This is a genomic window from Sulfuricurvum sp., assembly GCF_028712165.1.
Classification (GTDB): Bacteria; Campylobacterota; Campylobacteria; order Campylobacterales; family Sulfurimonadaceae; genus Sulfuricurvum.
In genome coordinates this window covers 1-24,968 of sequence record NZ_JAQTQR010000020.1, presented here as the reverse complement: position 1 = coordinate 24,968, position 24,968 = coordinate 1, and the positions used below count along the sequence as shown (strand labels likewise).

Annotated in this window: 25 protein-coding genes and 1 tRNA gene; 20 read left to right on the top strand and 6 right to left on the bottom strand. The window is 38.6% G+C overall.

Annotated elements, in window-relative coordinates; translation table 11 throughout:
* Positions 1-78: 78 nt before the first annotated feature.
* From PHP90_RS05265 to PHP90_RS05205, 13 genes are all read left to right on the top strand, one after another.
* Positions 79-1,296 (top strand): argininosuccinate synthase, encoded by a 1,218-nt coding sequence (locus tag PHP90_RS05265; RefSeq protein ID WP_299926359.1) that lies wholly within the window; start codon positions 79-81, stop codon positions 1,294-1,296.
* Between the two features lie 16 nt (positions 1,297-1,312).
* On the top strand, positions 1,313-2,053 hold the full coding sequence (locus tag PHP90_RS05260) for a ferredoxin-thioredoxin reductase catalytic domain-containing protein (protein ID WP_299926356.1): 741 nt from the start codon (positions 1,313-1,315) through the stop codon (positions 2,051-2,053).
* 12 nt (positions 2,054-2,065) lie between these two features.
* A complete protein-coding gene (gene rplI, locus PHP90_RS05255; RefSeq protein ID WP_299926353.1) occupies positions 2,066-2,512 on the top strand; it encodes a 50S ribosomal protein L9 in 447 nt (148 codons plus the stop codon).
* Positions 2,505-3,383 carry a GTPase Era gene (gene era, locus PHP90_RS05250; RefSeq protein ID WP_299926350.1) on the top strand — a complete coding sequence of 293 codons (879 nt, stop codon included), beginning with the start codon at positions 2,505-2,507 and terminating at the stop codon, positions 3,381-3,383. The genes rplI and era overlap by 8 nt, the downstream gene beginning before the upstream one ends.
* A 416-nt stretch (positions 3,384-3,799) precedes the next feature.
* Positions 3,800-5,335 carry a hypothetical protein gene (locus PHP90_RS05245; RefSeq protein WP_299926347.1) on the top strand — a complete coding sequence of 512 codons (1,536 nt, stop codon included), beginning with the start codon at positions 3,800-3,802 and terminating at the stop codon, positions 5,333-5,335.
* The gene (locus PHP90_RS05240) at positions 5,332-5,967 is read left to right on the top strand and encodes a hypothetical protein (protein ID WP_299926344.1); all 636 of its coding nucleotides are present in this window, start codon (positions 5,332-5,334) and stop codon (positions 5,965-5,967) included. Before PHP90_RS05245 ends, PHP90_RS05240 begins: the two co-directional genes overlap by 4 nt.
* Positions 5,964-6,470: a hypothetical protein gene (locus PHP90_RS05235; RefSeq protein ID WP_299926338.1), complete on the top strand. Its 507-nt coding sequence runs from the start codon at positions 5,964-5,966 to the stop codon at positions 6,468-6,470. Before PHP90_RS05240 ends, PHP90_RS05235 begins: the two co-directional genes overlap by 4 nt.
* A gap of 9 nt (positions 6,471-6,479) precedes the next feature.
* The gene (locus tag PHP90_RS05230) at positions 6,480-8,258 is read left to right on the top strand and encodes a secretin N-terminal domain-containing protein (RefSeq protein ID WP_299926335.1); all 1,779 of its coding nucleotides are present in this window, start codon (positions 6,480-6,482) and stop codon (positions 8,256-8,258) included.
* Positions 8,259-8,261: 3 nt separating this feature from the next.
* Complete coding sequence (locus PHP90_RS05225; protein WP_299926332.1) at positions 8,262-9,071, top strand: ATP-binding protein; 810 nt, start codon at positions 8,262-8,264, stop codon at positions 9,069-9,071.
* Entirely contained in the window at positions 9,064-9,819 is a 756-nt protein-coding gene (locus PHP90_RS05220) for a CDC27 family protein (protein ID WP_299926328.1), read from the top strand. Before PHP90_RS05225 ends, PHP90_RS05220 begins: the two co-directional genes overlap by 8 nt.
* The gene (locus PHP90_RS05215) at positions 9,816-10,358 is read left to right on the top strand and encodes a hypothetical protein (protein ID WP_299926324.1); all 543 of its coding nucleotides are present in this window, start codon (positions 9,816-9,818) and stop codon (positions 10,356-10,358) included. Before PHP90_RS05220 ends, PHP90_RS05215 begins: the two co-directional genes overlap by 4 nt.
* A gap of 13 nt (positions 10,359-10,371) precedes the next feature.
* Positions 10,372-12,108: a GspE/PulE family protein gene (locus PHP90_RS05210; protein WP_299926319.1), complete on the top strand. Its 1,737-nt coding sequence runs from the start codon at positions 10,372-10,374 to the stop codon at positions 12,106-12,108.
* Positions 12,105-13,352 (top strand): type II secretion system F family protein, encoded by a 1,248-nt coding sequence (locus PHP90_RS05205; protein WP_299926316.1) that lies wholly within the window; start codon positions 12,105-12,107, stop codon positions 13,350-13,352. Before PHP90_RS05210 ends, PHP90_RS05205 begins: the two co-directional genes overlap by 4 nt.
* Before the next feature lie 19 nt (positions 13,353-13,371).
* On the opposite strand, the gene PHP90_RS05200 is transcribed toward PHP90_RS05205, so the two are convergent.
* Positions 13,372-15,447 carry an ATP-dependent helicase gene (locus PHP90_RS05200; RefSeq protein ID WP_299926313.1) on the bottom strand — a complete coding sequence of 692 codons (2,076 nt, stop codon included), beginning with the start codon at positions 15,445-15,447 and terminating at the stop codon, positions 13,372-13,374.
* Positions 15,448-15,482: 35 nt separating this feature from the next.
* Positions 15,483-15,863 carry a flagellar assembly protein FliW gene (gene fliW, locus PHP90_RS05195; RefSeq protein WP_299926311.1) on the bottom strand — a complete coding sequence of 127 codons (381 nt, stop codon included), beginning with the start codon at positions 15,861-15,863 and terminating at the stop codon, positions 15,483-15,485.
* 99 nt (positions 15,864-15,962) lie between these two features.
* Here fliW and PHP90_RS05190 point away from each other — a divergent pair, with 99 nt between their 5' ends.
* On the top strand, positions 15,963-18,581 hold the full coding sequence (locus PHP90_RS05190; RefSeq protein WP_299926309.1) for a valine--tRNA ligase: 2,619 nt from the start codon (positions 15,963-15,965) through the stop codon (positions 18,579-18,581).
* Complete coding sequence (locus tag PHP90_RS05185; RefSeq protein ID WP_299926307.1) at positions 18,582-18,983, top strand: hypothetical protein; 402 nt, start codon at positions 18,582-18,584, stop codon at positions 18,981-18,983.
* A gap of 85 nt (positions 18,984-19,068) precedes the next feature.
* Here the strand turns inward: PHP90_RS05185 and PHP90_RS05180 are convergent, their stop codons facing one another.
* Complete coding sequence (locus tag PHP90_RS05180; RefSeq protein WP_299926305.1) at positions 19,069-19,635, bottom strand: YceI family protein; 567 nt, start codon at positions 19,633-19,635, stop codon at positions 19,069-19,071.
* A 128-nt stretch (positions 19,636-19,763) separates the two neighbouring features.
* Here PHP90_RS05180 and pyrF point away from each other — a divergent pair, with 128 nt between their 5' ends.
* From pyrF to PHP90_RS05155, 5 genes are all read left to right on the top strand, one after another.
* A complete protein-coding gene (gene pyrF, locus PHP90_RS05175; protein WP_299926303.1) occupies positions 19,764-20,447 on the top strand; it encodes an orotidine-5'-phosphate decarboxylase in 684 nt (227 codons plus the stop codon).
* 73 nt (positions 20,448-20,520) lie between these two features.
* Positions 20,521-21,243, top strand: coding sequence for a hypothetical protein (locus tag PHP90_RS05170; RefSeq protein WP_299926301.1), 723 nt, complete (start codon positions 20,521-20,523; stop codon positions 21,241-21,243).
* 49 nt (positions 21,244-21,292) lie between these two features.
* Entirely contained in the window at positions 21,293-21,439 is a 147-nt protein-coding gene (locus PHP90_RS05165; RefSeq protein ID WP_299926299.1) for a hypothetical protein, read from the top strand.
* A 71-nt stretch (positions 21,440-21,510) separates the two neighbouring features.
* Positions 21,511-21,600: transfer RNA gene (locus PHP90_RS05160), tRNA-Ser, on the top strand.
* A gap of 238 nt (positions 21,601-21,838) precedes the next feature.
* Positions 21,839-22,441, top strand: a complete 603-nt coding sequence (locus PHP90_RS05155; RefSeq protein ID WP_299926297.1) for a YfaZ family outer membrane protein — start codon at positions 21,839-21,841, stop codon at positions 22,439-22,441.
* A gap of 116 nt (positions 22,442-22,557) precedes the next feature.
* Here the strand turns inward: PHP90_RS05155 and PHP90_RS05150 are convergent, their stop codons facing one another.
* The 3 genes from PHP90_RS05150 to PHP90_RS05140 form a co-directional block, all read right to left on the bottom strand.
* Positions 22,558-23,232: a PhoU domain-containing protein gene (locus PHP90_RS05150; protein ID WP_299926295.1), complete on the bottom strand. Its 675-nt coding sequence runs from the start codon at positions 23,230-23,232 to the stop codon at positions 22,558-22,560.
* A 114-nt stretch (positions 23,233-23,346) separates the two neighbouring features.
* Positions 23,347-23,643, bottom strand: a complete 297-nt coding sequence (locus tag PHP90_RS05145) for a hypothetical protein (RefSeq protein ID WP_299926293.1) — start codon at positions 23,641-23,643, stop codon at positions 23,347-23,349.
* A gap of 27 nt (positions 23,644-23,670) precedes the next feature.
* Complete coding sequence (locus PHP90_RS05140; RefSeq protein WP_299926292.1) at positions 23,671-24,513, bottom strand: tetratricopeptide repeat protein; 843 nt, start codon at positions 24,511-24,513, stop codon at positions 23,671-23,673.
* Positions 24,514-24,968: the final 455 nt, after the last annotated feature.

The following is a 24,968-nucleotide window of genomic DNA, read 5'->3' as shown; positions in this document are numbered from 1 at the left end:
CACCCTTTTTTTGATAAAATCGCGACATTCACTCCATTAACACTATGGAGTAAGGGTATCAATGATAAGGATGCAGTTATGAAAAAAGAGGTTAAAAAAGTTGTTCTCGCCTATTCCGGCGGTTTAGATACAAGTGTCATTTTAAAATGGCTCCAAGATGAATATAACTGTGAGGTTGTCACTTTTACTGCCGATATCGGACAAGGGGAAGAGGTAGAACCTGCTCGTGCCAAAGCAATCAGTCTTGGGATCAAACCTGAAAACATCTATATCGAAGACCTTCGTGAAGAGTTCGTACGTGATTATGTTTTCCCAATGTTTCGTGCCAATGCGATTTATGAAGGAGAATATCTTTTAGGAACATCTATAGCTCGTCCGCTTATTGCAAAAAGACAAGCAGAAATCGCTCGTATCACCGGTGCTGATGCTGTGAGCCACGGTGCAACGGGAAAAGGAAATGACCAAGTCCGTTTTGAAATGGGATATTTAGGACAAAACAGTGCATTGACCATTATTGCTCCGTGGCGGGAATGGGATCTAAACTCTCGTGAAAAGCTTCTTGCCTATGCTGCCGAGCATGGAATTAAAATCGAAATGAGCGGTAAAAAATCCCCATATTCGATGGATGCCAATCTTTTACACATCTCTTATGAGGGAGGAATCCTCGAAGATCCTGCCGCTGAACCTGAAGAGAGTATGTGGCGCTGGACAGTTTCTCCTCAGAATGCACCGGATGAACCTGAATATATCGAAATCGGCTATGAGAAAGGGGACCCTGTCAGTCTTAACGGCAAAGCCCTTTCACCTGCAGTTATGCTAGAACAACTCAATATTATTGCCGGCCGTCACGGTATCGGACGTGCCGATATCGTCGAAAACCGCTTTGTCGGTATGAAAAGCCGAGGATGCTATGAAACTCCGGGCGGTACTATTATGATTAAAGCTCATCGTGCAATCGAATCATTGACGTTGGATCGTGAAGAAGCTCATCTGAAAGATGAATTGATGCCACGTTACGCGAAACTGATCTATAACGGATTTTGGTTTGCTCCGGAACGTGAAATGCTCCAGGCAGCAATCGATAAAACCCAACAAAATGTTTGCGGAAGTGTTCGTTTGAAACTGTATAAAGGAAATGTTATGGTTGTCGGACGCAGTTCGGAACTTTCACTATTCAATCCTGAGTATTGTACATTTGAAGAAGACTCGGTTTATGATCAAAAAGATGCCGGTGGGTTTATTAAACTCAATGCACTTCGTTTTATTATTGCCGGTAAAGCTCGAAAAAATAAATAAATACAAGGAATAAAGTATGAGTATTATTAAGATCGACATGAACTCACCTGAATTTCAGGCTGAACTCGAAAAAACAATCAAATTTACGGATAAAGTAGTCAATCAGTTTAATTGGGCTTATAATCCGCAAGAAGAGATCAATGAGGGTGTTCAGCTTGGGCTTGCTCGAAATAAAATGATGTATAACAAACGATTTTGCCCTTGTTATATGGTAGAAGAAGTCGACGGTAAATACCAAAGTTCTGATAACAGACTATGTCCTTGTACCCCTGCAATTGAAAAAGAGATACCTGAAGAAGGTGTATGTCACTGCCAGATTTTCTGCACACCTGAATTTGCGGCAGCCAAACGCATGGAAATGGGAATTGAAGAAGTTACCCATCAACATTCTCGCGGATTAACCAAAGAAGAGTGTGAAATGTTATTGACGAAGAGTGATATCGACAGTGATGAATTGACATCACTTTTCGAAGCCAGAGAACTTGGAATGGTCAATTTCAAAGTAGTAGACGTTCGAGAATGGATGGAATGGAAAATGGGACGCATCGCAGGTGCCGATGTACTTGTACCGACCAGCAGTTTCTTCCAAACATTGACAGAGTCAAAATTGGATAAAAACGAACACATTATCGTTTACTGTCATGTCGGAAGCCGAAGTGCGCATTGCCAACGTATTCTTCATGACATGGGATACACTAAAGTATCCAATCTTGCACATGGTATCGTCTCTTATAGCGGTCAAATTGTCCGAGGATAAAAAAGGAATTATATGAAAGTTTTATTGACAAAAGATGTCAAAGGAGTCGGTAAGACCGGCGAAATCAAAGAGGTAGCGGACGGTTACGGTAAAAACTTTTTGATCGGCAAAGGGTTAGCTCTTGCAGCTACTCATGAAGTATTAAAAAAATATGAGTCGGAACAAAAGAAAAAAGCAGCTAACGAAGCTGCCGAAATCGAACGACTTACAGGAATAAAAAGCCAACTTGCTGATATAAAAGTGGTAATTACGAAAAAGTTAGGCAATACCGGACATCTTTTTGGTGCGGTAACCAAAGAAGAAATTTCCGATGCCCTTAAATCGCAACATAATATCGAAATTGATAAAAAAGAACTCGATGCAAAACATGGAATCAAAACAACCGGATTGCATGATTTAGACCTTAAACTCGGGCATGGAATACATGCGACTCTTCACTTAGAGATCAAAGGTGAATAAAGCAGGTTTTGTTGCCCTAGTTGGACGTCCCAATGCCGGGAAAAGCACACTGATGAACTGGATTTTGGGTGAGAAAATTGCCCTTGTCAGCCAAAAAGCAAATGCAACTCGAAGACGTTCCAATGCAATTGTTATGCATAAAGACGATCAAATTATATTTGTTGACACTCCCGGATTGCATCAAGCTGAGAAACTTCTCAACCAATACATGCTTGAAGAAGCATTGAAAGCGATCGGTGATTGTGATATTGTTGTTTATCTTGCTCCGGCATCCGATAAAACCATTCATTATGAAAAATTTCTTGAAATTAATTCCGATAAACGCAAACATATTATTGTTTTGAGTAAAATCGATCAAATCTCCCAAGCGGAACTCCTCAAAAAAATCGGGGAGTACAACCGTTTCAGTGAACATTTCCTCGCTCTTATTCCGATGTCTGTAACGAAAAATGTCGGTAAAAATGACCTCTTAGATACCATTGTCAAACATTTGGATGAATCCCCATATTTGTATGATCCTGAAGATATGACAACCGAAAAGATGCGCGATATCTATAAAGAGTTCATTCGAGAAGCTATTTTTGACAACATCAGTGATGAAATACCATATGAATCCGATGTCATTATCGATAAAATCGATGAAGATGCTCCCGTAGAACACATTCGAGCCACCATTATCGTAGAAAAAGATTCCCAAAAAGGGATCATTATTGGCAAAGGTGGAGCTGCTATTAAGCGTATAGGTAAAAACGCACGTGAAAAAATTGAGCGTCTAGCCTCTAAACCAGTCTATTTAGAACTTTTTGTTTCCGTTAAAAAAGGGTGGACTACCGATAAAAAATTCTTAAGTGATTTAGGATACGAGTGGTAAGAAAAACCTCTTTTCTCTCCTTATTATCGGCACTTAAATCTCTGCCGATACTTTCATAACTTCCAACTTATTCAAAATATATCTACAAAAATACTAGTATTGTACGATGATGTAACGATAAACAATAATTTTTATCTAAGTAAAGATGATTTAAAAAACAGTTTAAGTTTGATTCCGCTACAATCGAAACGTAACGAATTTTCAATTTCCCCGTATACGGGGGAATATACAAGAAAACAAGTAAGGGCATCATCTTTTTATCGGCGATTGAAAACTCAAAAAAACTTCATTCGCTACAGTTTTTTTTGTAACTGCCGATTTTAAGGTTATCAAAGAGTAAAAGTTAATCGAATAGCGTTTTATGGACAAAGCCGCTTTGGCGGAAGAGTTCTCGCACATTTTAAATAGGATAGAGGATGAGTAAAAGCAAACAACAAACCTATTCAACCATCGTATCAGCCAACCCTTATAGAGGGGATTACTTTAGCAGTACATATGATACGATCTCTGAAACCACTTCTCCTTCGTTTAAAAAAGAACAATATGCTGTTTCTTTTTTAAATACAAAAGGATTTATTACAACCCTTATTGGAATAAGTAAAAATATTCCGGACGACGATATATATGATGCTTTAGAAAATAAAGTGTACGAAGAGCTTGCACTTGATATGGCGGTGGAATATCATATAAAATATATTGAAGCTATTCATCGCAGCAGTGAAGGCGATCGTTTTTTTCATGTATTTGTTGTAGATCCACTGACATTAGAGCAAGACTATACTCAAGTTGTCAATTCAATTAAGTATATTGATCAAATCGTTCCTGTACCATTACTTATAAAGTCTCTTTATGTTAAAGAGATTATTGATTCATCGGATGTTCACTGCTTTATCTATTTTCAAGAAAATGATGCCTTCTTTTGTATTTATAATGAACAAGAATTTGTTTATGCTAAATCATTAAAATTTTCCCTGAAACAAATGCATGAACGATTTTGTGAACTTCTAGGTGAACAAATTGATCTCAATTCATTTGAAAGAATTATAGCTAATGAAGGTTTGAATACATCGAGCCCTGATTATCAAAAAAACTTTATAAAGCTATTTGGAGAAATTTTCCTCCATATCAGTGATGTTATGACCTATGCAAAAAGAGCCTACGAAATCAAAAAATTTGATGAAATTTTTATTGGTACAGGTGCAGGCAGTGTTACAGGCTTAGATGAATATGCGCAAACCTATTTAGGTTTAAAAACAACCCCTTTTGATTTTAATTATGGATTTAATACAAATGGTGTTAAAGTAGATCAAATTCATCAGCTAATGCACTTGTATGGCCGATTAGAGTCAGATGAGCGATATGATTGTAATTTTACAATATACCATCGGCCACCTCCCTTTGCAAAACGCGATAGTGGAAGACTTATTCTGGTCATCGCTGCCTCGTTAGCTGCTGCACTTCTTTATCCAGGAGTTTATTGGGGTCTTTCATATGCTGAAGAGTTTCACCATGCTGTATTAACAAAAGAATATGAAACGGTTCATAAAGATAAAACGGAACGAGAAGCAATTATTAATCTTAAGATAGCAAATAAAAATGCGGCACAAGCCCTTTTAGATGAACAGAGAAACGCATACAAGCAAAAACAAGACACTCTAGTTCAGGTTCATGAGAAAAAAGTTAACTATCCAATGAAATCCAAGATAATGTCGGATTTCACAAGAAGTTTTAACCAATATCGTGTTCAACTAAAAAATGTGTCATATGAAGAAAATAATAATAGCAAAACATTTACGTTTGGATTGACATCTTCAAATACACAAGATATTACAGCTCTGCTAAAACATTTAACAGACATTAAGCGCGATAAATATGATTTCAATCTTGAACTCATTTCTTACAATGAAGAAGAAAAATCATATTTAAGTGAATTAAAGGCGGTAATCAAATGAAATTACAGATCGAAGACTACCTTTACTCGTTAGATCAGTCTCTAGGGCAAAAAAGTGATCGTGACAAAATGATGTTATATGTCATGATATTTGCTGCTTTGTTTGCTTTCTCTTATCTTCTTTTTTGGGAGAGTTCAGAAGCAAGTTTCAAAGTTTCTCATGAAAAAGCGCAAAAAGTTGAAAGCGACCTTAACGTTGACAAACAGTATTTGGCAGCAAATCCACCAGAGCGTATCACTCAATTAGAACAAGAAACCGTAGAAATAGAGCGTCAACATACTCTTTATGTTCAGTACAATGCATATATTAAAGAACAATTGGAACAGATTTCTTCTTTATATTATGATAAAAAAGTTTGGGGTTCTTATCTTGATTCAATATCACGATATGCACGAGCTTATAACATAAAATTGGCCCAATTTGGAAATACACTTCAAACAGACAACAGTTCATTCGGGCATGTTTTAGATATAAGTATCTCTTCAGAGGGTCCATATAAAAATACTCTCAAGTTTATAAATGCACTTGAACAAAGTCAATTGGTCGTTGATCTTCATGATTTTAATATAACTGCTAATGAAAAACTTCAAGGGGATCTCAATATCTCAGTATGGGGGATTGTAAGACAATGAAAAAATATCTACTCTTAGGACTCATAAGCTTTACATCACTCATGGCTTCAACAGTACCTGTTGTTAATCCAACTGATTCTGTTGCTACAATGCAGCCTCAAGGAGACAAAGAGTTAGCTTGGGTTGATGAACAAATTCAGGCAATCCTTCCAGCACGTGTCGGTATCCCTGATAGTTTCATCAACTCATTACGTGATCCGATGAAAATGAAAAAGCCTCTTGCTAATACGATTGGTGGGTCTAAGCTTCTTGCTCCGCCTAAATTAGGTGGTCTGGGGCTTTTAACTCCGCCAAAAGTTATTGAAGAACCTTTGCGACTTCAAGCTATTATAAACAAATCGGTCTTAATCAGCGGAAAATGGTACAAAGCAGGTGACCCAATCCGGAATTACACACTCCTAGAAATTAAGGCAAATTCTGCCTTATTAACAGACAAAAAAGACCAAAAGCTTATTTTGTTTTTAACAAAACAAAATAATAATATTAAAATCATCACGAAATAGGAAAGTATCATGACATCAGTAATTAAACACCATGCGCGAGCGTTTATGTTATCCGTTGCCACGGCTGCCCTTCTCACACCTACACTGCAGGCAGATTGTACGTATGAGCTTTTCAATATCTCTTCAGTGAAAGGGACAACTGTAGGAGAATTTATTGACCAGCTGAGCGATGAGTGTGGAATGAGTCTTATTGTTACAGATGAGCAAGCAGAGGGTATTCTAAAAAAACCTATGAATAAAACCTTCTTGAAGAACTTGACCATCAATGAAGTATTAGACTTAATTATTAAAGAAAATAATCTTCAGTATACATTGCAAAACAATGTCCTTAAAATCTCTTATCTGACAACAAAAACCTACAATATTGATTATATTGCAAGTGGCCGTAAAGGAACGGGAAGCACTAATATTCGATTAAGTTCTAACTCTGGTACAGCCGCAGGTGCAACAGGTACAACAGGTACAACAGGTACAACAGGTACAACCGGTACAACAGGTTCAACTGGAACTAGTTCAAATATGAAAGCTAATGGTGCTTCATCAGAATCAGGAACCAATATATCTACTGTTGATGAAGTAAAATTTTGGGATGATTTGAAACAAGAAATAACAAATGTTCTTAGTCGTCCAGAAGATGACTATAGACAAAGAAAACCTGAACTAACAGCTGAAACAAAAGATACTGATTCATCTGAAAAAGAAGATGCTATACACAATATATACATTAATAGAAGTGCGGGTTTAGTCACTGTTACCGGAACAGGTAAACAGATTCAACGCTTAGATGCATACATTGATGATTTGCAAAAGAGAATGCAGACTCAAGTATTGATTGATGTTAAGATGTATAGTGTTGTATTTAATGATGGTTCAACAACAGGTATCGATTGGTCACAAATTTATAATTTGCAAAATTTCAATGTCGGATATAATAGAATCAATTTTCAAAATGTAGACACATTCACTGACAGTAAAATTACGAAAGCCACGACTGGTGACCAAATACAAGTATTAGGTCAAAATGGTGGAACTACCGATGCTACTACAGGTATGATGCTACCAACGTACGGAATGCTAGATGTTGCCGGTGCTAGAGCAGCAGTTGCAACAACATCTAAACTCTTTAACCTCAGCAATAGTATCAGTATCAATAATCTGATTATGTTTTTGAAATCGCAGGGGGATGTATACGCTATCTCAAATCCTAAAATTTTAACGCTTAATAATCAGCCGGCACTAATTACTGCTGGGACTGAGCTTTTTTATAAAACAATTAATACTTCAACATTAGCGGGTGGCACTACAGGAACGCAAGCACAAACTGAAATCGTAAGTTCTGTTTTCTCCGGTGTTTTGCTCGATATTACACCTGAAATTTCAAATGATGGTACGATTACCCTTCGTATTAATCCTTCCGTTTCTGAAACAGCCAGTACCATTTCAGCAGACAACTCTACTCGTACAATGCCACCTGACTTAAGCCGTCGGCAAATTTCTACCGTTGTTACGGTAAAAGACGGAAATCGTATCGTTCTAGGTGGTTTGATCAATCGTAAGTCATCGAACACTTCTACTAAACTACCATTGCTTGGAGATATACCTTTCTTAGGCTATCTCTTTAAACAAGATGGTATGACTGAAAAAGTAGAAGAACTTGTCATTATCATCGAACCTCATATCGTCAAAAAAGAGAATGACAAATTAAGTCTTTCAGACCTAGGCTATTCACGAGTTAATAAAGCAATGGACAATGAAACCGAAAAAGCCTCTCAAGAGGATAAAAAGTAACGAATGGAGAATTCTCTTTTCTCAAAACCTCGCGATCTGTTTTTAGACGTAGTCAATCCTCGTGACTACGTACAGATCGACAGTGTTTCCCACATGTATCAATCGCTCAAAAATTCGGTACAAAAGCCATTAAAAATGATTTTGCTCTATGGCAGACCAGGCACCGGCAAAAGTATGCTATTGCACAAACTACATCATGATTTGTCAAAACATCAAAAAGTACTAATGATATCCACTCCGATTGTTGATGAGGATGACTTTCTCCGTGTATTGGCACAAAATATTTTTGGTCATGCACCTCGAGAAGTAATGACATTAAATCGCTTTTTAGAAATAGCCGATGCCCTTTCTTTAAGTGATGTTCCTATCGTTTTACTTGATGAAGCACAACTTTATACTCCATCATTAATGGAAAAAATTCGACTTATCTCAGATGCAAGAGCCATCAAATTTGTAATTACTTTACATAAAACGGATAAAGAAGATATCATAGCAAAAGAGCATTTTCAAACGCGTATATGGGAAAGTATCGAACTACAAAATGCAACGTCTGAAGAACTAAAAATTTATGTTCAGAAAAAACTTCTAAAATCCAATTGTTTTGACGTTGCGAATATGTTTAACGACAAAAACATGAAGTTAATTGCCAATCTAACCAGAGGTAATTATCGTGAAACTAACAAACTGCTTTTTTCACTTTTCAGTCTCTATTGTTGGTATGAAGAAAACAATCCAACTGCGATCAAATATAATTCTATCAAACCGAAATGGATTGAAATGGCCGCTATTCATACTGGACTAATCCATGCTTAATATTAAAAATTTAGAACGCCGCTGGCTGAAATACAAAGTTTTATCTTATTTACCTTATGTTTCAGCATTTATTGCATTTATTGCATTAACTATTGGACTTTCAATTTGGTTATATAAAGATAAATCTGAAAAAGAAACTATCACTAAACAAACAAAATCTTTAACACCAATTGCCGTTGTAAAACCTGCAACGCAACCAGCCCCTGTAGAAAATACCACTTTTATAGAGCCTTCGATGGAATTTGTGCAGTCATTTCAAAACATCCCACAGCATACGGAAACGACTGTTCAGCCAAAACCTGCGACTATAAAACCTACACAGCAAAATATTCCACCCGTACAAATACCTAAAGTATTAACTGTTCCAGAATATTCACCTCCTAAAATAACACCTGCTATCACAAAAATAGCCCCTACAACCCAAGAGGTAACTATTAAAGAAGAGACAAAGCTTGATATTGACAGTTTGGTACGACGATTTAAAGAAACTTCTAATGCCAATTTAGGTCTTTTCATTGCGCGATACTATTATGCGCAAGGGAATTACAATGAAGCTTATAATTATGCTTTAAAAACCAATAATATAAATAATCGAATCGATGAAAGTTGGATTATTTTTTCAAAGACCCTTGTAAAACTCGGGAAAGTTGATCAAGCAAAGAAAACACTTCAGCTTTATATATCTCAATCTAATTCTGAAAATGCAAAGGGATTGTTAGATTCAATCGAAAACGGAACTTTTAAATGAAATTTATATTTATTTTTTTACTTTTGTTGTCACATCATTTATATGCTGATGTAAATCAGAAACTTTTTGAACTTTACCAAAAAGGAATGTATACTGAAGCGTGTAATTACGGTTACAATTTTTTTGCACAAAATGAGCATAATGAACCTTTTGTATCATTGGTCGGCTTTGCATGTTTAAAAGCCGATCAGATTGACCGGCTTTCTCCTGTTATGTCAATATTATCTCAAACTCCGGATGCAAGATCAAACAGTGCCTATCTCGCGCTTATTGTAATGCAAAAGAAACTTTTGATGCGTGCTTTGTATGATAATCAGCCCCTACAAAATTTAAAATTTCCTACTAGCAGTTATATTCTTTCAAAAGTATTTGATCTGTATGTACAAAATCCGAAAAAAAATGATATTATTAAAGAATATCCAGACCCTATCAATTCACGACAAGCCTATAAACTCTATACAACCGAAGTCAATGGTAAGAAAAGCATTGCTATAGATGAATATTATGATAAAATATTAACGAATCACCACGTATACTAGGAAGGAAAAAGATATGGATCGTATTACCCATGATTTGTTAGAAAAACGCCATATCACGCAACAGCAAATTGATCGATTAACCTCACGCGGTGTTCAAGATGATACAGTATTAGAAACACTTACCAAAGTTGGAGCAGTATCGATTAACTTTATTAAGCGTTTTATTGTTGAACAAATACGCCTTGGTCGGTATGAACTCTCAATTATCAAAAACTATCATTTTATCGATGAAACGTCCATTTTAACACACTTAGCAGAAGTCATTGAAGTACCGTTTATCGATTTAGACTCAATCGATATGGATTACCGTTTAGTTGAAAAAATCCCTACTACTCAACTAAAACGGTATAACGCACTCCCTATTTCACAAGATGATATGTATGTAGTCGTCGCATTTGCTGACCCACTCAATATAGAAGCCCAAGAATCAATTCAACGTCTTTTTCCGCGTAAATCACTCAAAATCGCAGTATCTACAGAAAAACAAATTCAAGCGTATCTATTTAAAATGGAGCTCAAAGATAGCGTAAAAGAACTTGTCACAAATATACGTAATGAATTGCGCAATATTGGAACATTGGAAGAACAGCAAGAAGCCTCTTCTATTTTGCAACTCATTGATGTTATTCTGAAAGCTTGTATCAAAGGAAGAGCTAGCGATATTCATATTGAACCAACAGAGAGAAACTGTGTTGTTCGAGGACGTGTCGATGGAAAACTAGCTGAAATTTTTATATTTGATCGAGATATTTATCCTCCGTTAGCTTCGCGTATTAAACTTTTGGCAAACCTCGATATTGCTGAACGACGCAAGCCTCAAGACGGCCGTTTTTCGGCAATGGTAATGGATGCAGAATTTGATTTTCGTCTATCCACACTACCAATTATTTATGGTGAATCGATTGTAATGCGTATTTTGGATAAAACTAAAGCATTAGTAAAACTTGAAGATTCCGGTATGGATACAATGAGCTATCAAAAATTGATAAAAGGGCTTCAGTCACCTTTTGGTATTATACTTGTAACAGGACCAACCGGAAGTGGTAAAACAACCACACTATACGGTGCCCTCAATGAACTCCGTAATGTAGAAGACAAAGTTATTACGGTAGAAGATCCTGTTGAATATCGAATGAATTTGATTCAACAAGTTCAAGTAAATCCTAAAGTTGGTCTTTCATTTGCCGATGCTCTCCGCTCAATACTTCGTCAGGACCCTGATAAAATCATGATTGGGGAAATCCGCGATCATGAAACACTGGAAATCGCAATTAAAGCGGCACTCACAGGGCATCTGGTTATTTCTACACTCCATACAAATGATGCTATTAGTGCTATTCCCCGTATGTCAGATATGGGGATCGAACCATACCTCATCAGTGGGGCTCTTGTAGCGGTTCAAGCTCAGCGACTTGTTCGTCGTATTTGCACTCATTGTAAAAAAGAAGTGGATATTCCTCAAAATTTACTGCAAGAATACAGCGCATTTATACCACCTCACACTGTTTTTTATGAAGGAGCGGGGTGCAAAGAGTGTAATGGGTCTGGCTATATGGGACGTGAAATGATCTGTGAGGTTCTTCCTATTACAGAAGAATTAGCCAGTATGATAGCTCGTGGGGCATCTAAGGATGACTTGACCAAGGAAGCTAAAAGAGAGGGGTTTATCGGTATGTTTGAAAATGGTATGGCAAAAGCAGTTCACGGAATCACAACATTAGATGAAATATTAAGGGTGGCAAAAGGATGAAATATTTTCTTGTAACAATTCTTAGCAAAGGAAAAAAGACTGAACAAAGTCTTTATGCCGAAAACAAAAAAGAAGCTCATTATTTAGCTAAAATTAAATATTCTGGAATGATTTTAAAAGTTGCGGAATCCTCTCCACCTCTCGAAGATCAATTACGTCGTTTTAAAGAGAGTTTGTTTTCAAATATCAAAAAACGTAAACTTAAGCAAGATGCATTAATTGCGGCAATTCGTCAACTTGCTGTTATGACAAATGCCGGTATCTCTATTCATGATTCATTAAAAGAAATTGCTGATTCCACAAATGATAAAGTACTCCAAGATGTATTGGGAACAATGGCAGAAGATATTAATGCTGGACATAGTCTTTCCCAGTCAGCAAATAAATTTGCATATGAACTTGGAAATCTGTCACTAGCTATGATCGAGTTGGGAGAAAAAACCGGTAATATGGCTGAAGCACTCCACAAGCTCGGAGATATGCTAGAAGAAATTCGACGCAATATTATAAAATTTAAGAAAGCGATGGCATATCCTCGTAACGTAATGATTGCTATGGCAATAGCATTTACAATTCTCATTTCATATGTTGTTCCAAAATTTAAAACAATGTTTGATAAGTTTCATGCTGAATTACCAGTTCCCACAAAAATTCTTTTGTTTCTTGAGCATCTTTTCAACACTTATGGTCTCTATGTCCTTGCCGGTATTTTTATCTTTTTATTTATCTTTACCTATTTAATTAATCACTATCGCAATATTCGCTACAAATGGCATCAAGTTTTATTACGTACATATTTAATTAAAAATATCATTTTGTATGCAACACTCAATCGATTTACGCTGGTCTTTTCTGAACTTGTTCGTGCAGGTATTCCTATTGCTGAAGCACTTGAAACTTCTATTGCGATGATTGACAATCTCCCATTGCAAGAGCGTTTGCTAACTGTTCGATCCACCGTTGAAAAAGGGGGAACACTCCATAATGGTTTAGCTGAAACGGGACTCTTTGAGAATATGATTATTCAAATGATCTCTGCCGGGGAATCAAGTGGACAGCTTGATGCTATGATGGAAAAAGTCATGGAGTATTATAAAATGCGGTTCGATGCAATCATTGATGGTCTTTCTGAAGCAGTTGAACCAATTATGCTGTTTGTTATAGCTATTTTAGTTACCTTGTTGGCTCTTGGTATATTCTTACCGATGTGGGACTTAGGAAATGCTGTTCAAAACAAACGTTAATAGAGAAATATTACTTTGTTTATTCAGTAGAAGATTCTTTAGCAACTAATGCTGTATAGGTTTCATCTTTAGGGATGAGACCGGCTTCAAATAAAAACTGTGAAGGGACAAAATTGTTCTTTTTGATTTTGTCATATTTTGCATAACTCAAAAAAAGACGGTCTTTTGCTCGGGTAACCGATACATAAAAAAGTCGTCTCTCCTCTTCAATACTTCCGCTTCGAGACATCAATTTTCTGTTTGGAAATCGTCCATCCATCAAATCGATCACATAGACCTCCTGATACTCCAAACCTTTTGAAGCATGGATACTGAGCAAATGTACCCCTTCACCCTGTGTCAAATCCTGTGAGCCTAAAACCATTGCATTTAAAAATCGCTCATGATCCTTGTATGGACGGGCGAGTTCAAATAAAATGGTGCATTTTCGTCGAATTCTCTCTTGAGACTCCGTTTTAGCACGCTCATCGATAGAACCGTTTTCTGTAGTAGCCCGCCGTGTGGATAGCATCTCTATAACATGTCCATAGAGAGCAGAAAGGGCAATTTTTTGAACGGCTGCTTTAGGCTCTTTAATATCCCGCAATTGCCGGAAAAGGATAAATAAATCATGTAAAAAAGTCGCCGAATCTTTAGTCAGTTTTGCATGTTTTAAGATCGGATTGCCCATAAAATTCGGATCCATTCCAAGCTTTGCAAACCGCCCTGCACTTCCAAGTTCTGCGTAATCATCAAATAAGCCTAACTGATGATTTAACCGTCGCTTCTCAAACGGGTTCGATATCTCAGAATCGGGTGAATACAATCCGCGTATAAATGAACCTCTTCCCAATTTTTGGAGTGCAACAAATAATTCTTTGGCAATCGCGCTCCCTACCCCTTTTGCATAATCGAACAAATGAATAAATGCCATCATATCCGATTCATTAACCAATAATGTATACATATCTAAAAGGGCTTTGATCTCTTTGGAATCAAAGAAACTGGTTCCGCCCCGCCGACGGCAGGCAATTCCCAGTTCCCTCAATGTTGCTTCAATTCCATCCGCTGAAGCATTGTTACGAAAAATCACGGCTATCTCTTCACGCGGTGTTGAGGAATCCCCTATCTTTTGTGCAATCCCGTGATATTGATCGAATAATTCATCATAAATAAGCAACGAGGGGCTTTGCGCTTCTGCTGTTCGGGTCACTTCCAGTGCTTTTGGATAGATCCGTTCATTATAGGCGATTACCGTATTGGCAAGTGAGAGAATCGGAACCGTTGAACGATAATTTTTATTAAGAGTATATACTTGTGCATCGGGAAAATTAGTGGTAAATGATCCGATAATAGAGATATCGGCACCATTAAAGGCATAAATGCTCTGATCATAATCCCCCACACAAAAAAGTGACGGTGGACGCATAGCGTTGATTAATGTCCCCTGTAGCGCATTGGTATCCTGATACTCATCGATCAATACCTCTTTGTACCCTAAATCACTTTCACGTGCCAAATCGCGCATATGAAGCAACAGGTCGTTAAAGTTTACAAAACCGTACTCTTTTTTTAACGCTTCAAATTCATCAATGATATCAGCATAGATTGCGGCATAGACCGCATGCTCATCCTGACGGGTTAAAATCCACTCTTCAAAATTTACGCTGAGTTCAGTATTTTGATAAAAAGAATAAACATCGTAAAGATAATTGGCTCCATAAGCCGATGTTGCACAATCAAGATGACTAAAGGTACGTTTTTCATAAACGCTGCGAAAAAGCGTTTTCAATTCGCGCGGCTGTTTAAGAACGACTTTCCCCTCTTTGCGCTTGAGCCATCGATAGCTCACCGCATGAAATGTCCCCGCATCAATTTTGGAAGCTATCTCCCGACCAAAAAATGCTGCTACACGCTCAACCATTTCCTGTGCCGCTTTATTGGTAAAAGTGAGAAGCAGTATTTCTTCAGGTTTCACATTTTGGGAGATCAGATAGGCAATACGCCCTACGATCGTTGAAGTTTTTCCGGTACCGGCCGAGGCAATAATAAGATTATGCCCATACGGAGCAGTTGCGGCAGTATATTGTTGATCGTTGAGGCGAGAGAGAGGCAAGAGGCTCCTTGAAGCCCCAAGATACAGGAGCTACATTATGATTTAAAATTTTTGATCGGCTCAGCCAATCCGAAATCAGGATGATTTTTCACATCCAATACCGCTTGAGCCATGGTCGCATTGTCTTGATTAAAAATAAGCGGGGCAATGAAGTTAATACATGATTCATCGAGCGGGTCTTGAATAACTGCGATATTATATACAACTACCTTGGAATTTTCATTAATATCCAATAATACACGAACGGTCGTAGGCAGATCAAACGAATATTCGCGTAAGGGATAAGGGTTCACCACCGTAAAACTGATCTCACCATCACAACTTCGAAGCGTTGCAAATAACTCATCAATTTCATTCAACTCAACGCATTCAATTTTCTCAAAGCCTAATATGGTCGATTTTACTTCGTATTGCATTGTCATCCTTTTAAACTATCATTATTCACAACTAAAGCAAATCGCGTTCCCCTGAATTTTGGTATAATTCGCGATATTTTTTGAACCCAAGGCCTTATTATGTCATCTACCCATTACGATCCCAAAAATATTGAAGAGACCTATTACCCTATTTGGGAAAACCGAGGCTATTTTGAAATCGACGGGAATCACGCAATTGCAAAACCGGATAAACATTTTGCGATTATGATGCCCCCTCCAAACGTCACCGGACGTTTGCATATCGGACACTCTCTCACATTTACTCTCCAAGATATTATTGTTCGTTATAAACGTATGGACGGATATATGACCCTCTGGCAGCCGGGAACCGATCATGCCGGAATCGCAACCCAAAACGTCGTTGAAAAACAACTTTTGGCTGAGGGGAAAACCAAAGAAGAATTGGGTCGTGAAGCATTTTTGGAACGTGTTTGGGCATGGAAAGAAGAGAGCGGCGGAATCATGGTCGGACAGCTCCGAAAACTCGGGGTCTCTCCCGCATGGAGTCGTGAGCGCTTTACGATGGATGAGGGGCTTAAATCGTCTGTCAAAGAGGCATTTGTCCACCTTTACAACCAAAACCTCATCGTTCGGGGCAACTACATGGTCAACTGGTGTACTCATGACGGTGCACTCAGCGACATCGAAGTAGAACACGAAGAGCACCAAGGGAACTTCTATCATATGCGATACCCTTTCAGTGACGGTAGCGGTCATATCGTTGTTGCGACGACCCGACCTGAAACCTATTTCGGGGATACTGCTGTTATGGTTCATCCGGATGACGAACGCTACCTTCATCTGATCGGCAAAAGCGTCACCCTTCCTCTCATCAATCGCGACATCAAAATCATCGCCGACAGCCATGTCGATCGTGAATTCGGAACGGGTGTCGTTAAAGTTACCCCTGCCCATGATACCAACGACTATGAAGTAGGCAAACGGCATGATCTCGAATTCATCACTGTATTCGATGAAAAAGGGATACTTAATCACCATGCCGGAGAATTTGAAGGGCTGGAGCGTCTCGAAGCGCGCGCCGTTATCGTCAAACGTCTCGAAGAAGCTGGATTCATCGAAAAAATCGAAGAACATACTCACCAAGTGGGACATTGTTACCGCTGTAAAAATATCGTTGAACCTTATATCTCAAAACAGTGGTTTGTCCGTAAAGAAGTGGCGCGCGGTTCGATCGACAAAACCAACGCGGGGCTGACTCAATTCTTCCCTCCGCACTGGATTAACAGCTACAACGCGTGGATGGGCGACCTACGCGACTGGTGTATCTCACGTCAGCTTTGGTGGGGACACCGTATTCCGGTATTTTACTGCGACGATTGCGGCCATGAATGGGCAAGCTTAGAAGAAGCGCCCTCTTCGTGTCCGCATTGTTCAAGTAAGTCATTTACACAAGACCCTGACGTTCTCGATACATGGTTTAGCTCTGCCCTTTGGCCGTTTTCCACTTTAGGCTGGGGTAACGGAGACACTGCAGGCGATCAACTCTTCCAAAGCGAAGATATGGCCCGTTTCTATCCAAACACCCTTCTTATCACCGGATTTGACATCCTTTTCTTCTGGGTTGCCCGTATGATGATGATGGGAGAGAGCTTTACGGGAGAATTACCGTTTAACCATATCTATCTTCATGCACTTGTACGGGATGAGCACGGTCAAAAAATGTCTAAATCTAAAGGGAATGTCATCGATCCACTCGATATGGTCGAAAAATACAGTGCCGATGCACTCCGCTTTACCTTAGCTGTACTCGCGGCTCAGGGTCGTGATATCCGTCTCAGTAACGATCGTTTGGAACAAAGCCGAAACTTTACGAACAAACTTTTCAATGCCTCTAAATTCTTGCAAATGAATGTTCCGACATTTAAAGATTTGGCAGACCAAGAAATTGTAACTCCGTTAGGACGTTATATGCTTTCTCGTTTTCACCGTGCAACGGCAGAGACCAGAGCGTTCTTGGACGAATACCGCTTTAACGATGCCGCAACAGTGCTCTACCGCTTCTTGTGGAACGAATTCTGTGACTGGGGTATTGAACTCGGCAAAGCGTCCAAAGAGAGTGTCAACGAGCTGGGAAGTATCTTTAAAGAATCGATGAAACTCCTCCATCCGTTTATGCCGTTCATCACGGAATACCTCTATCATGAGCTCTCAGGAACAACGCTCGAAGAGGGCAACTCGATTATGGTAATGTCGTATCCGGAAGATGTGACGGTTGATGAAGCTATCGAAGCAGAATTTGCAATCATTATGGATGCGATCGTCACGATCCGCCGTGCCAAAACGCTTGTCGATTTAGGAAACCAAAAAATCGATCTCGCCTACCTCAAATGCGGCGGTGATCAAGCAATGATGGCTCCCTTTATAACCCGTCTTGCAAAAGTCGAAACGCTTCACTTTACCGAATCAAAAATCGATAATGCCATCAGCGACATCGGGGAATCAGTCGAAGTTTATCTCCCTACCGATGCAATCGACCTCAGTCCGATCATCGATCGTCTGAGTAAGCAACGTGAAAAACTCCAGAAAGAGGCGGATAAACTACGCGGTATGCTCTCAAATGAGCGTTTCGTAGCCAATGCACCTGAAGCAGTCATTATCCAAAATCGTGAAGGTTTAGCCGATGCCGAGGATAAAATCTCCAAAATCGATGCACAACTCGGCGCGCTAGGAAACTAAATGCAGTTTCGGGAACTCTCATCTACCGAGCTGGATGAGGGGTATACCCTCCTCTCAACACTTCGAACCGAACTCACTTCCGAAGCATTTGACACTTTTATTACAGCCCAATACCCAAAAGATTACCGCCCTATCGGTGCCTATGAGCGTGGAGAGTTGCGGATTTATGCGGGGGTGAGCATAAGGGAGAATTTAGAGTTGGGTCGACACTTGATCGTCGATGATTTTGTAGCACATGACGGATATGAACATCTCAGCCTTGAAATGGTCGACTACTTGAGCGATTATGCCAAAATGTATAAATGTCAGTCTATTTTAGTTTGGGGAAAACAACGGGGAATTTCTATTGATGATTTGAAAGGATTCCGTCCCAAACGGGACGGGTTCATTAAGATTTTATAAACGCTTCCGGAGCAAAGCCCCGTTCAGCTACGCTAGCCGCTAAGGCACTAAAGCTTGCCTCATTTGAGGCAGAATTTTTCAAAGTTTATTCTTCAATACCTTCAACTTCAATAACGAGTTTTACATCATCACCGACAACGAAACCACCCGCTTCGATTGCTTTATTCCAGTTAAGACCGAAATCCTTACGATTGACTTTTCCGGTTAAAACAAATCCTGAGCGTTGATTACCCCATGGATCAGTGATTACTCCGCCCATCTCGATATTCAACACCTCTTTTTTCGTCACTCCACGAATCGTAAGGTTACCGGTCATTTTTGTTTTAGTTGCGCTTGTCATAGTAAACGTCATATCCGGATAATTTGCCGCATCAAAAAAATCGGCACTTCGTAAGTGATCATCACGTTTAGCAATCCCTGTGTCGACAGACGCTGTTTTAATATGACCGCTAAGCGATTTAAACATCCCTTTGTCCAAATCATAAGTCCCGTTAAAATCACTAAATTTTCCGCTTACGGTACTGATCATCATATGCTTAACGTTGAATCCAACGGTAGTATGTGCAGGGTCAACTTTATAAACTGCAGCTGAAGCCAAACCGGAACCAATCAACAATCCGGCCAACACTGTCATTAAAAAACTCTTTTTCATCGTCATTCCTTTGGAGTTAATCTGGGGATATTGTAAGCGGTTTTTCTCAATGAATAATTAACGCGGGAATAATGGATAATAAATTTAAGCTTCGTTATACTTTTACCACACTATTTCAAAGGTCTACTATGCAGCTTTGTGTCGCTCTCGATCTCCCAAGCCAAGAAGAAAATCTAGCTCTTATAGAAAAAATTAAAAACTATCCCGTCTGGCTCAAAGTGGGGCTCCGATCCTATATCCGCGATGGAAAACCGTTTATCGATGCGATCAAAACAATCAATCCCGAATTCAAAATTTTTCTGGATCTAAAACTTTATGATATCCCCAATACAATGGCGGATGCAGCAGAGTCGATCATGGGGCTGGGCGTTGATATGTTCAATGTCCATGCTTCCGCCGGACGTAAAGCAATGCGTGAAGTGATGAAGCGTCTTGAACCTTATGAAAATCGTCCTTTAGTACTTGCGGTAACCGCTTTGACATCCTTTGAAGAGAATGAGTTCACTCATGTTTATGGAGAGAGCATTGCACATAAAGCCGATCGTTTTGCACAGGATGCCCATGAAGCGGGATTGGACGGTGTTGTATGCAGTGCGTATGAAAGTGCGTCAATCAAATCCCTCACTTCAGATACCTTCATCACTCTTACTCCAGGAATACGACCTTTTGGCGAAGATGCAGGAGATCAGGAACGTGTTGCCACGATCGAAACGGCACACACCGAAAAAGTGGACTTTATCGTTGTCGGCCGTCCGATTTATAAAGCAGAAAATCCTGCCGAAGTGGTGGAAAAAATATTAAAAAACCTCTAATTACTCCGTAATATCTTTGTAATGACTTTCATCTAAACTTCCGTAAAAACATCATTTACGGAGGTCTACCCCTATGAAAAAATTTCTCCTTCTTATTCCTGTAGGACTGTTAGCTGCAACAGGAATTTTTTGGGTCACAACTGAGAAAAACATTGCTTCCATTCAAAATGCGCCCTCTACTGCTACACTTCCTCATGGTTCACAAGAACTTTTTACCGACAGTGAACGTTCCCTTCGTCAGATTGTCCGACACGGAGATGAACAATCTATCCGAAAACTCAATACTTCGCTTGATGCCATTAACACTGAACTTTTACAACGTCAGAAACAAGGATTCGCGGTTAAAGATATAGAAACGCTTTTATCGCAATACAAACACGACACGACACTGCTGAGTGATAAATTTACGCCTTATTTAAAACAACTGCGCCAATACGACCAATATGAAGAAACACACGAAAAAAGTTTCTTGACATCCGTCGAGCAAATCGGCCTTTATGAACTCAAAACATCCTATGAAGAGTTAAGTAAACTGCGTACTGACTATATAAAAGAGCCTTCTGATAAAACCAAAATGGCTTATGAGACTCAGTTAGATAAAGTAACCCAAATAATTACAGAACTCTATCTGGACAGTGCTATTGACAAGCCGCTCTTTGATTATTTGGTAAATCATAAACACTACTTTGAGACTATTGATACTGCCTATAATGAAATCGGGTTTGAGCGTATCCATCAATTACGGAAAAACGGCTATGCAATCAAAACCGGATTGCAACTTCTTCCTACACTCTAATTTTGGAATACTCCTTGCTTAAAAAGTGAAAATCACTCGAGGAGTACATATGAAATTTATGGATAAAATCGAACTTGTCGTTAAACTTAAAGAAAAAATTGCCGAAGCAAAAGCTTCCAATGAAGCACTAGCAACGCAATTGCAAGCACTTTTGGATCAAATTATCAGTACACCAAAAAACTCTCCTGCAATTTAATCCATCAAAGCACCTATTTAAGGTGCTTGTTATCTACAGGTACGTATAATTACGCCTCTTCAATCATATATGGACGAGTAGGAAAGCGGCTGAATCCACCTCCCTGCTAAGGAGACGTACTGGCAACGGTACCGAGAGTTCGAATCTCTCCTCGTCCGCCACCTATAGAACTTCCTGTTTTACTGACTTTTAGACCTGTTTTTAAAACACTTTTACTACAGCTTTTTACTACAATTTGAAAATTTTCTCTGTGAATGACCTATTATCTTTATTGTGGAATAATTTCGGTGTAACGCTAGAATAGCTCAAATAGCTTGACGATAAATCGCTCTTCAAATCGATTTAATAACCTTCTCGATGTGATGAGAGTAGAAGTACTTATAGAAACAAGGAAAGATTATGATAAAAAAAATTATTCTTAGCGCTTTAATCGGCACTTCTGTGTTTGCAGCACATCAAGCAGAATTCAATTTTAACGACAAAGAAGTTGAGGGACAATTACTTTTTGATTTGTCAAAAATGGGGGTTCCACTAGGGGGAGCTTACGCTGGAGCACGGATATTAAATGGTGATGAGAGAAACAGCGATAAAATCGAAAATATCAGTCAATTTAAAGAAGTATCATTTTTAATAATGCGTCCTATGGAGAGTGTCGCAGGTTTATCTTTAGGTCTTGGGATTAAAGGGGTATATACCAAATTTGACGGTGCACATTATGCCGCCATCCCTTTAGGATTAGAAGCAAATATGAAATTACCATTTGCAACTCTGTTTCCATTGCATCTTAACGGAGCTTTGTATTATGCCCCTTCCGATTTGACATTTCTTGACGGTGATAAATACCTGGAGGTTCGTACTTACCTTGATGCAGAGGTAATCCATAACAGACATATTGAAGTGGGATACCGTAATATTGACCCCGATCTTATAAGTCACCCTTTTAGCAGTCACAATGTTACCTACAATGAGGCATTCTACGCTGGACTTCGACTCGATTTCTAAACACTTACTGCAAATTTAAAGAAAATATTGGACGCAACATCGAAGTAACCTCTCTCGACAACTGAACTGTCCACTAAATGAGAGTCACTTCAGTGTCAAGTTACTTTTTTACCCATTTAACTACGTAAATGCAACGTTCCTCCCTTTTGTGCATAAACTAATAATGCGGCAATACTGACTCCGCGATCTGCAATCCGTTCGAGATTTTTAAGTGTACCGAGTAGGTTTATGTATTCCATAGAATGTTCTGAATTGGTCATAATCAATGAGAGAATATCTTTTTCAATAATGGAAAAAAGATCATCATTAATCGATTCTTCAATAAAAACTTTTCGGTAAAGATCATGTGCGTTTGAATGTTCGATATCCATAAAAAAATCATAAATGTATTCTAGTGTCGTCAGGGTTGTCTTATGAAGATGCACGATCGAATTTTCGAACGGGGTAAAATTGTATTCTTCAACAATATGGTCACTGAACCGTTTACAATATTTATCGATACTGTCAACAATACGATCAATTTCATTTGTCATTTTTAGATAAACGATCAAGTCTCTAAGTTCATTAGCCTCGGGGCCAAAAAGGGCGATCGTCTGGATAGTCTTTGTATCGATGGTATCTGTGACAACTTTTATAGTCTTTATCTTTGATCGGACGGATGTATATATCTCACGGTCATTCTTTTCAAAAGCTTCAAGAGATTGTTTGCTTGAAAGGAGGATATCGTGAAGCAGCGTAGAGATCATTTCGCGTATTTCAATCAATTTATACTCATGGTTTGGCAGCATCATATAAAGCCTTATTGGAAAAATTGTGTAACAGTATAAGTTCCAATAATCACACATATATTACAAATAGGCTTTTTAAGCGTAATCTTTATTTTATACAAACTAAAATGTATGGTATCACCAATATTTTATGACCATAAATAAAATAATAAATAAAATCCCAATTATAGAAATAAAAAAAAACTGATCGGCAATATTCTCAAGTTTTTCTTCTTTTTGTACATCTTGTGTCCTGATGGATAAAAATGAAAAAATAACAGAACCGACAAGCAACAAAGCAATAATCGAAGTAAACTCATCTATAAGATTATTTTTTGAAGCATTGTTTATATGGATGGATGTTATAACAAAAAGACAAAATCCGAGAAGATTTGCCGATGTGCTTAATATGTGTTGAGAAGTGCTATTAGCCATGTTATTCTACTTTCAGGAATCTCACATTCACCAATTATCATCACCGGAATCTGATATTGCTTCAGAAGAATTATCATCCCATGAAGAATTGTCTTCTAGTCCGAAATCATTTCCGCCCATATCATAAGAAGGCTCATTATTCACGATTGGAGTATTATTTATATTCTCATGTGTATTGTTTGATGATGAGCCATCCATGAAATGGTGCATCAGTTCTTCCCCTGCTACAAAACCGGCACCGGCAGCAGCTCCGGTTGCCAAACCAGACATTATTCCACCACCTAACCCGCTGCTTTGCGGAGGATAAGGCTGTCCATTTCCAAAGCCTGAAGTCGGCCCATAAGGATTATTTGGATTCGAATAGATACCGTTTCCTCCACTTGTACCGCTATTGTATTGAGCAGGGTATCCGTTGTTTCGCGAAGAAAAAGAACGTATAGCTAACCAGACCAAAACAAGAGCACCCAAAGCCAAGAGGATCATTGTCCATGGAATAGGATGATTATATGAGGGGGTGATTCCGATAGGGCTTGTATTCATTTGTACATTGGATGAGACTGCCAAATGGTGTTTTAAACTTTGAACGGCTTGCGGTTTTGCGAACGGCAAGCCAGGTGCAAGTTTTTCAGCAGTTGCAAATTCATTTTTGGCATCAGTCAGATTGCCTTGACGAACCAGTATTTCTGCATCAACATAATGTGCTTTAGCACTTTCTGGATGCACTTTTAAGACTTGTTCAACCATTCGGTGGGCGCCGTTCAAATCTCCTGATTCTGCGGCCTGGTATACTTGGTGAATAGTAGGAACAGTGTCAGCATATGCAAAAAAAACACTCACGAGCACTACAGCTGCAATTTTATAAAAAGACATTTATTTCCTTTCTTTTTTTAGACGTTTTATTTGAAGTAATTCTAAATAAGATATACAAATGAATACACAATGAATACAGTAATCAGAGGAAATTGCTCTTTCAATGTGACGAGTAAAGAAAGAGCTTAACTTAAGGAGTTGAAGAATGAAGCCCTTTTGATTTTTCCAAATCATTGGGTAAGAGAAGTATGAATCAGAATAGTAAATGGATAAGAATATTTTATTATTGATCTGCATTTATTACAGTCCGGTTACCTGAAATCCAAGCATTTACCATCATTTTGTACTATTCTCAAAATTGATAAAAAGGACTTTTTTGCCAACGAACAGATATATCATTTATACGACATTTGCCGTGCTGTTAAGTGCATGTTTTTCCTATTTTTTTGTAGACAGAACTCTTGCCCTTTATTTTCATAATTTGCACAGTTATTGGCTTGATCCCTTATTTCACG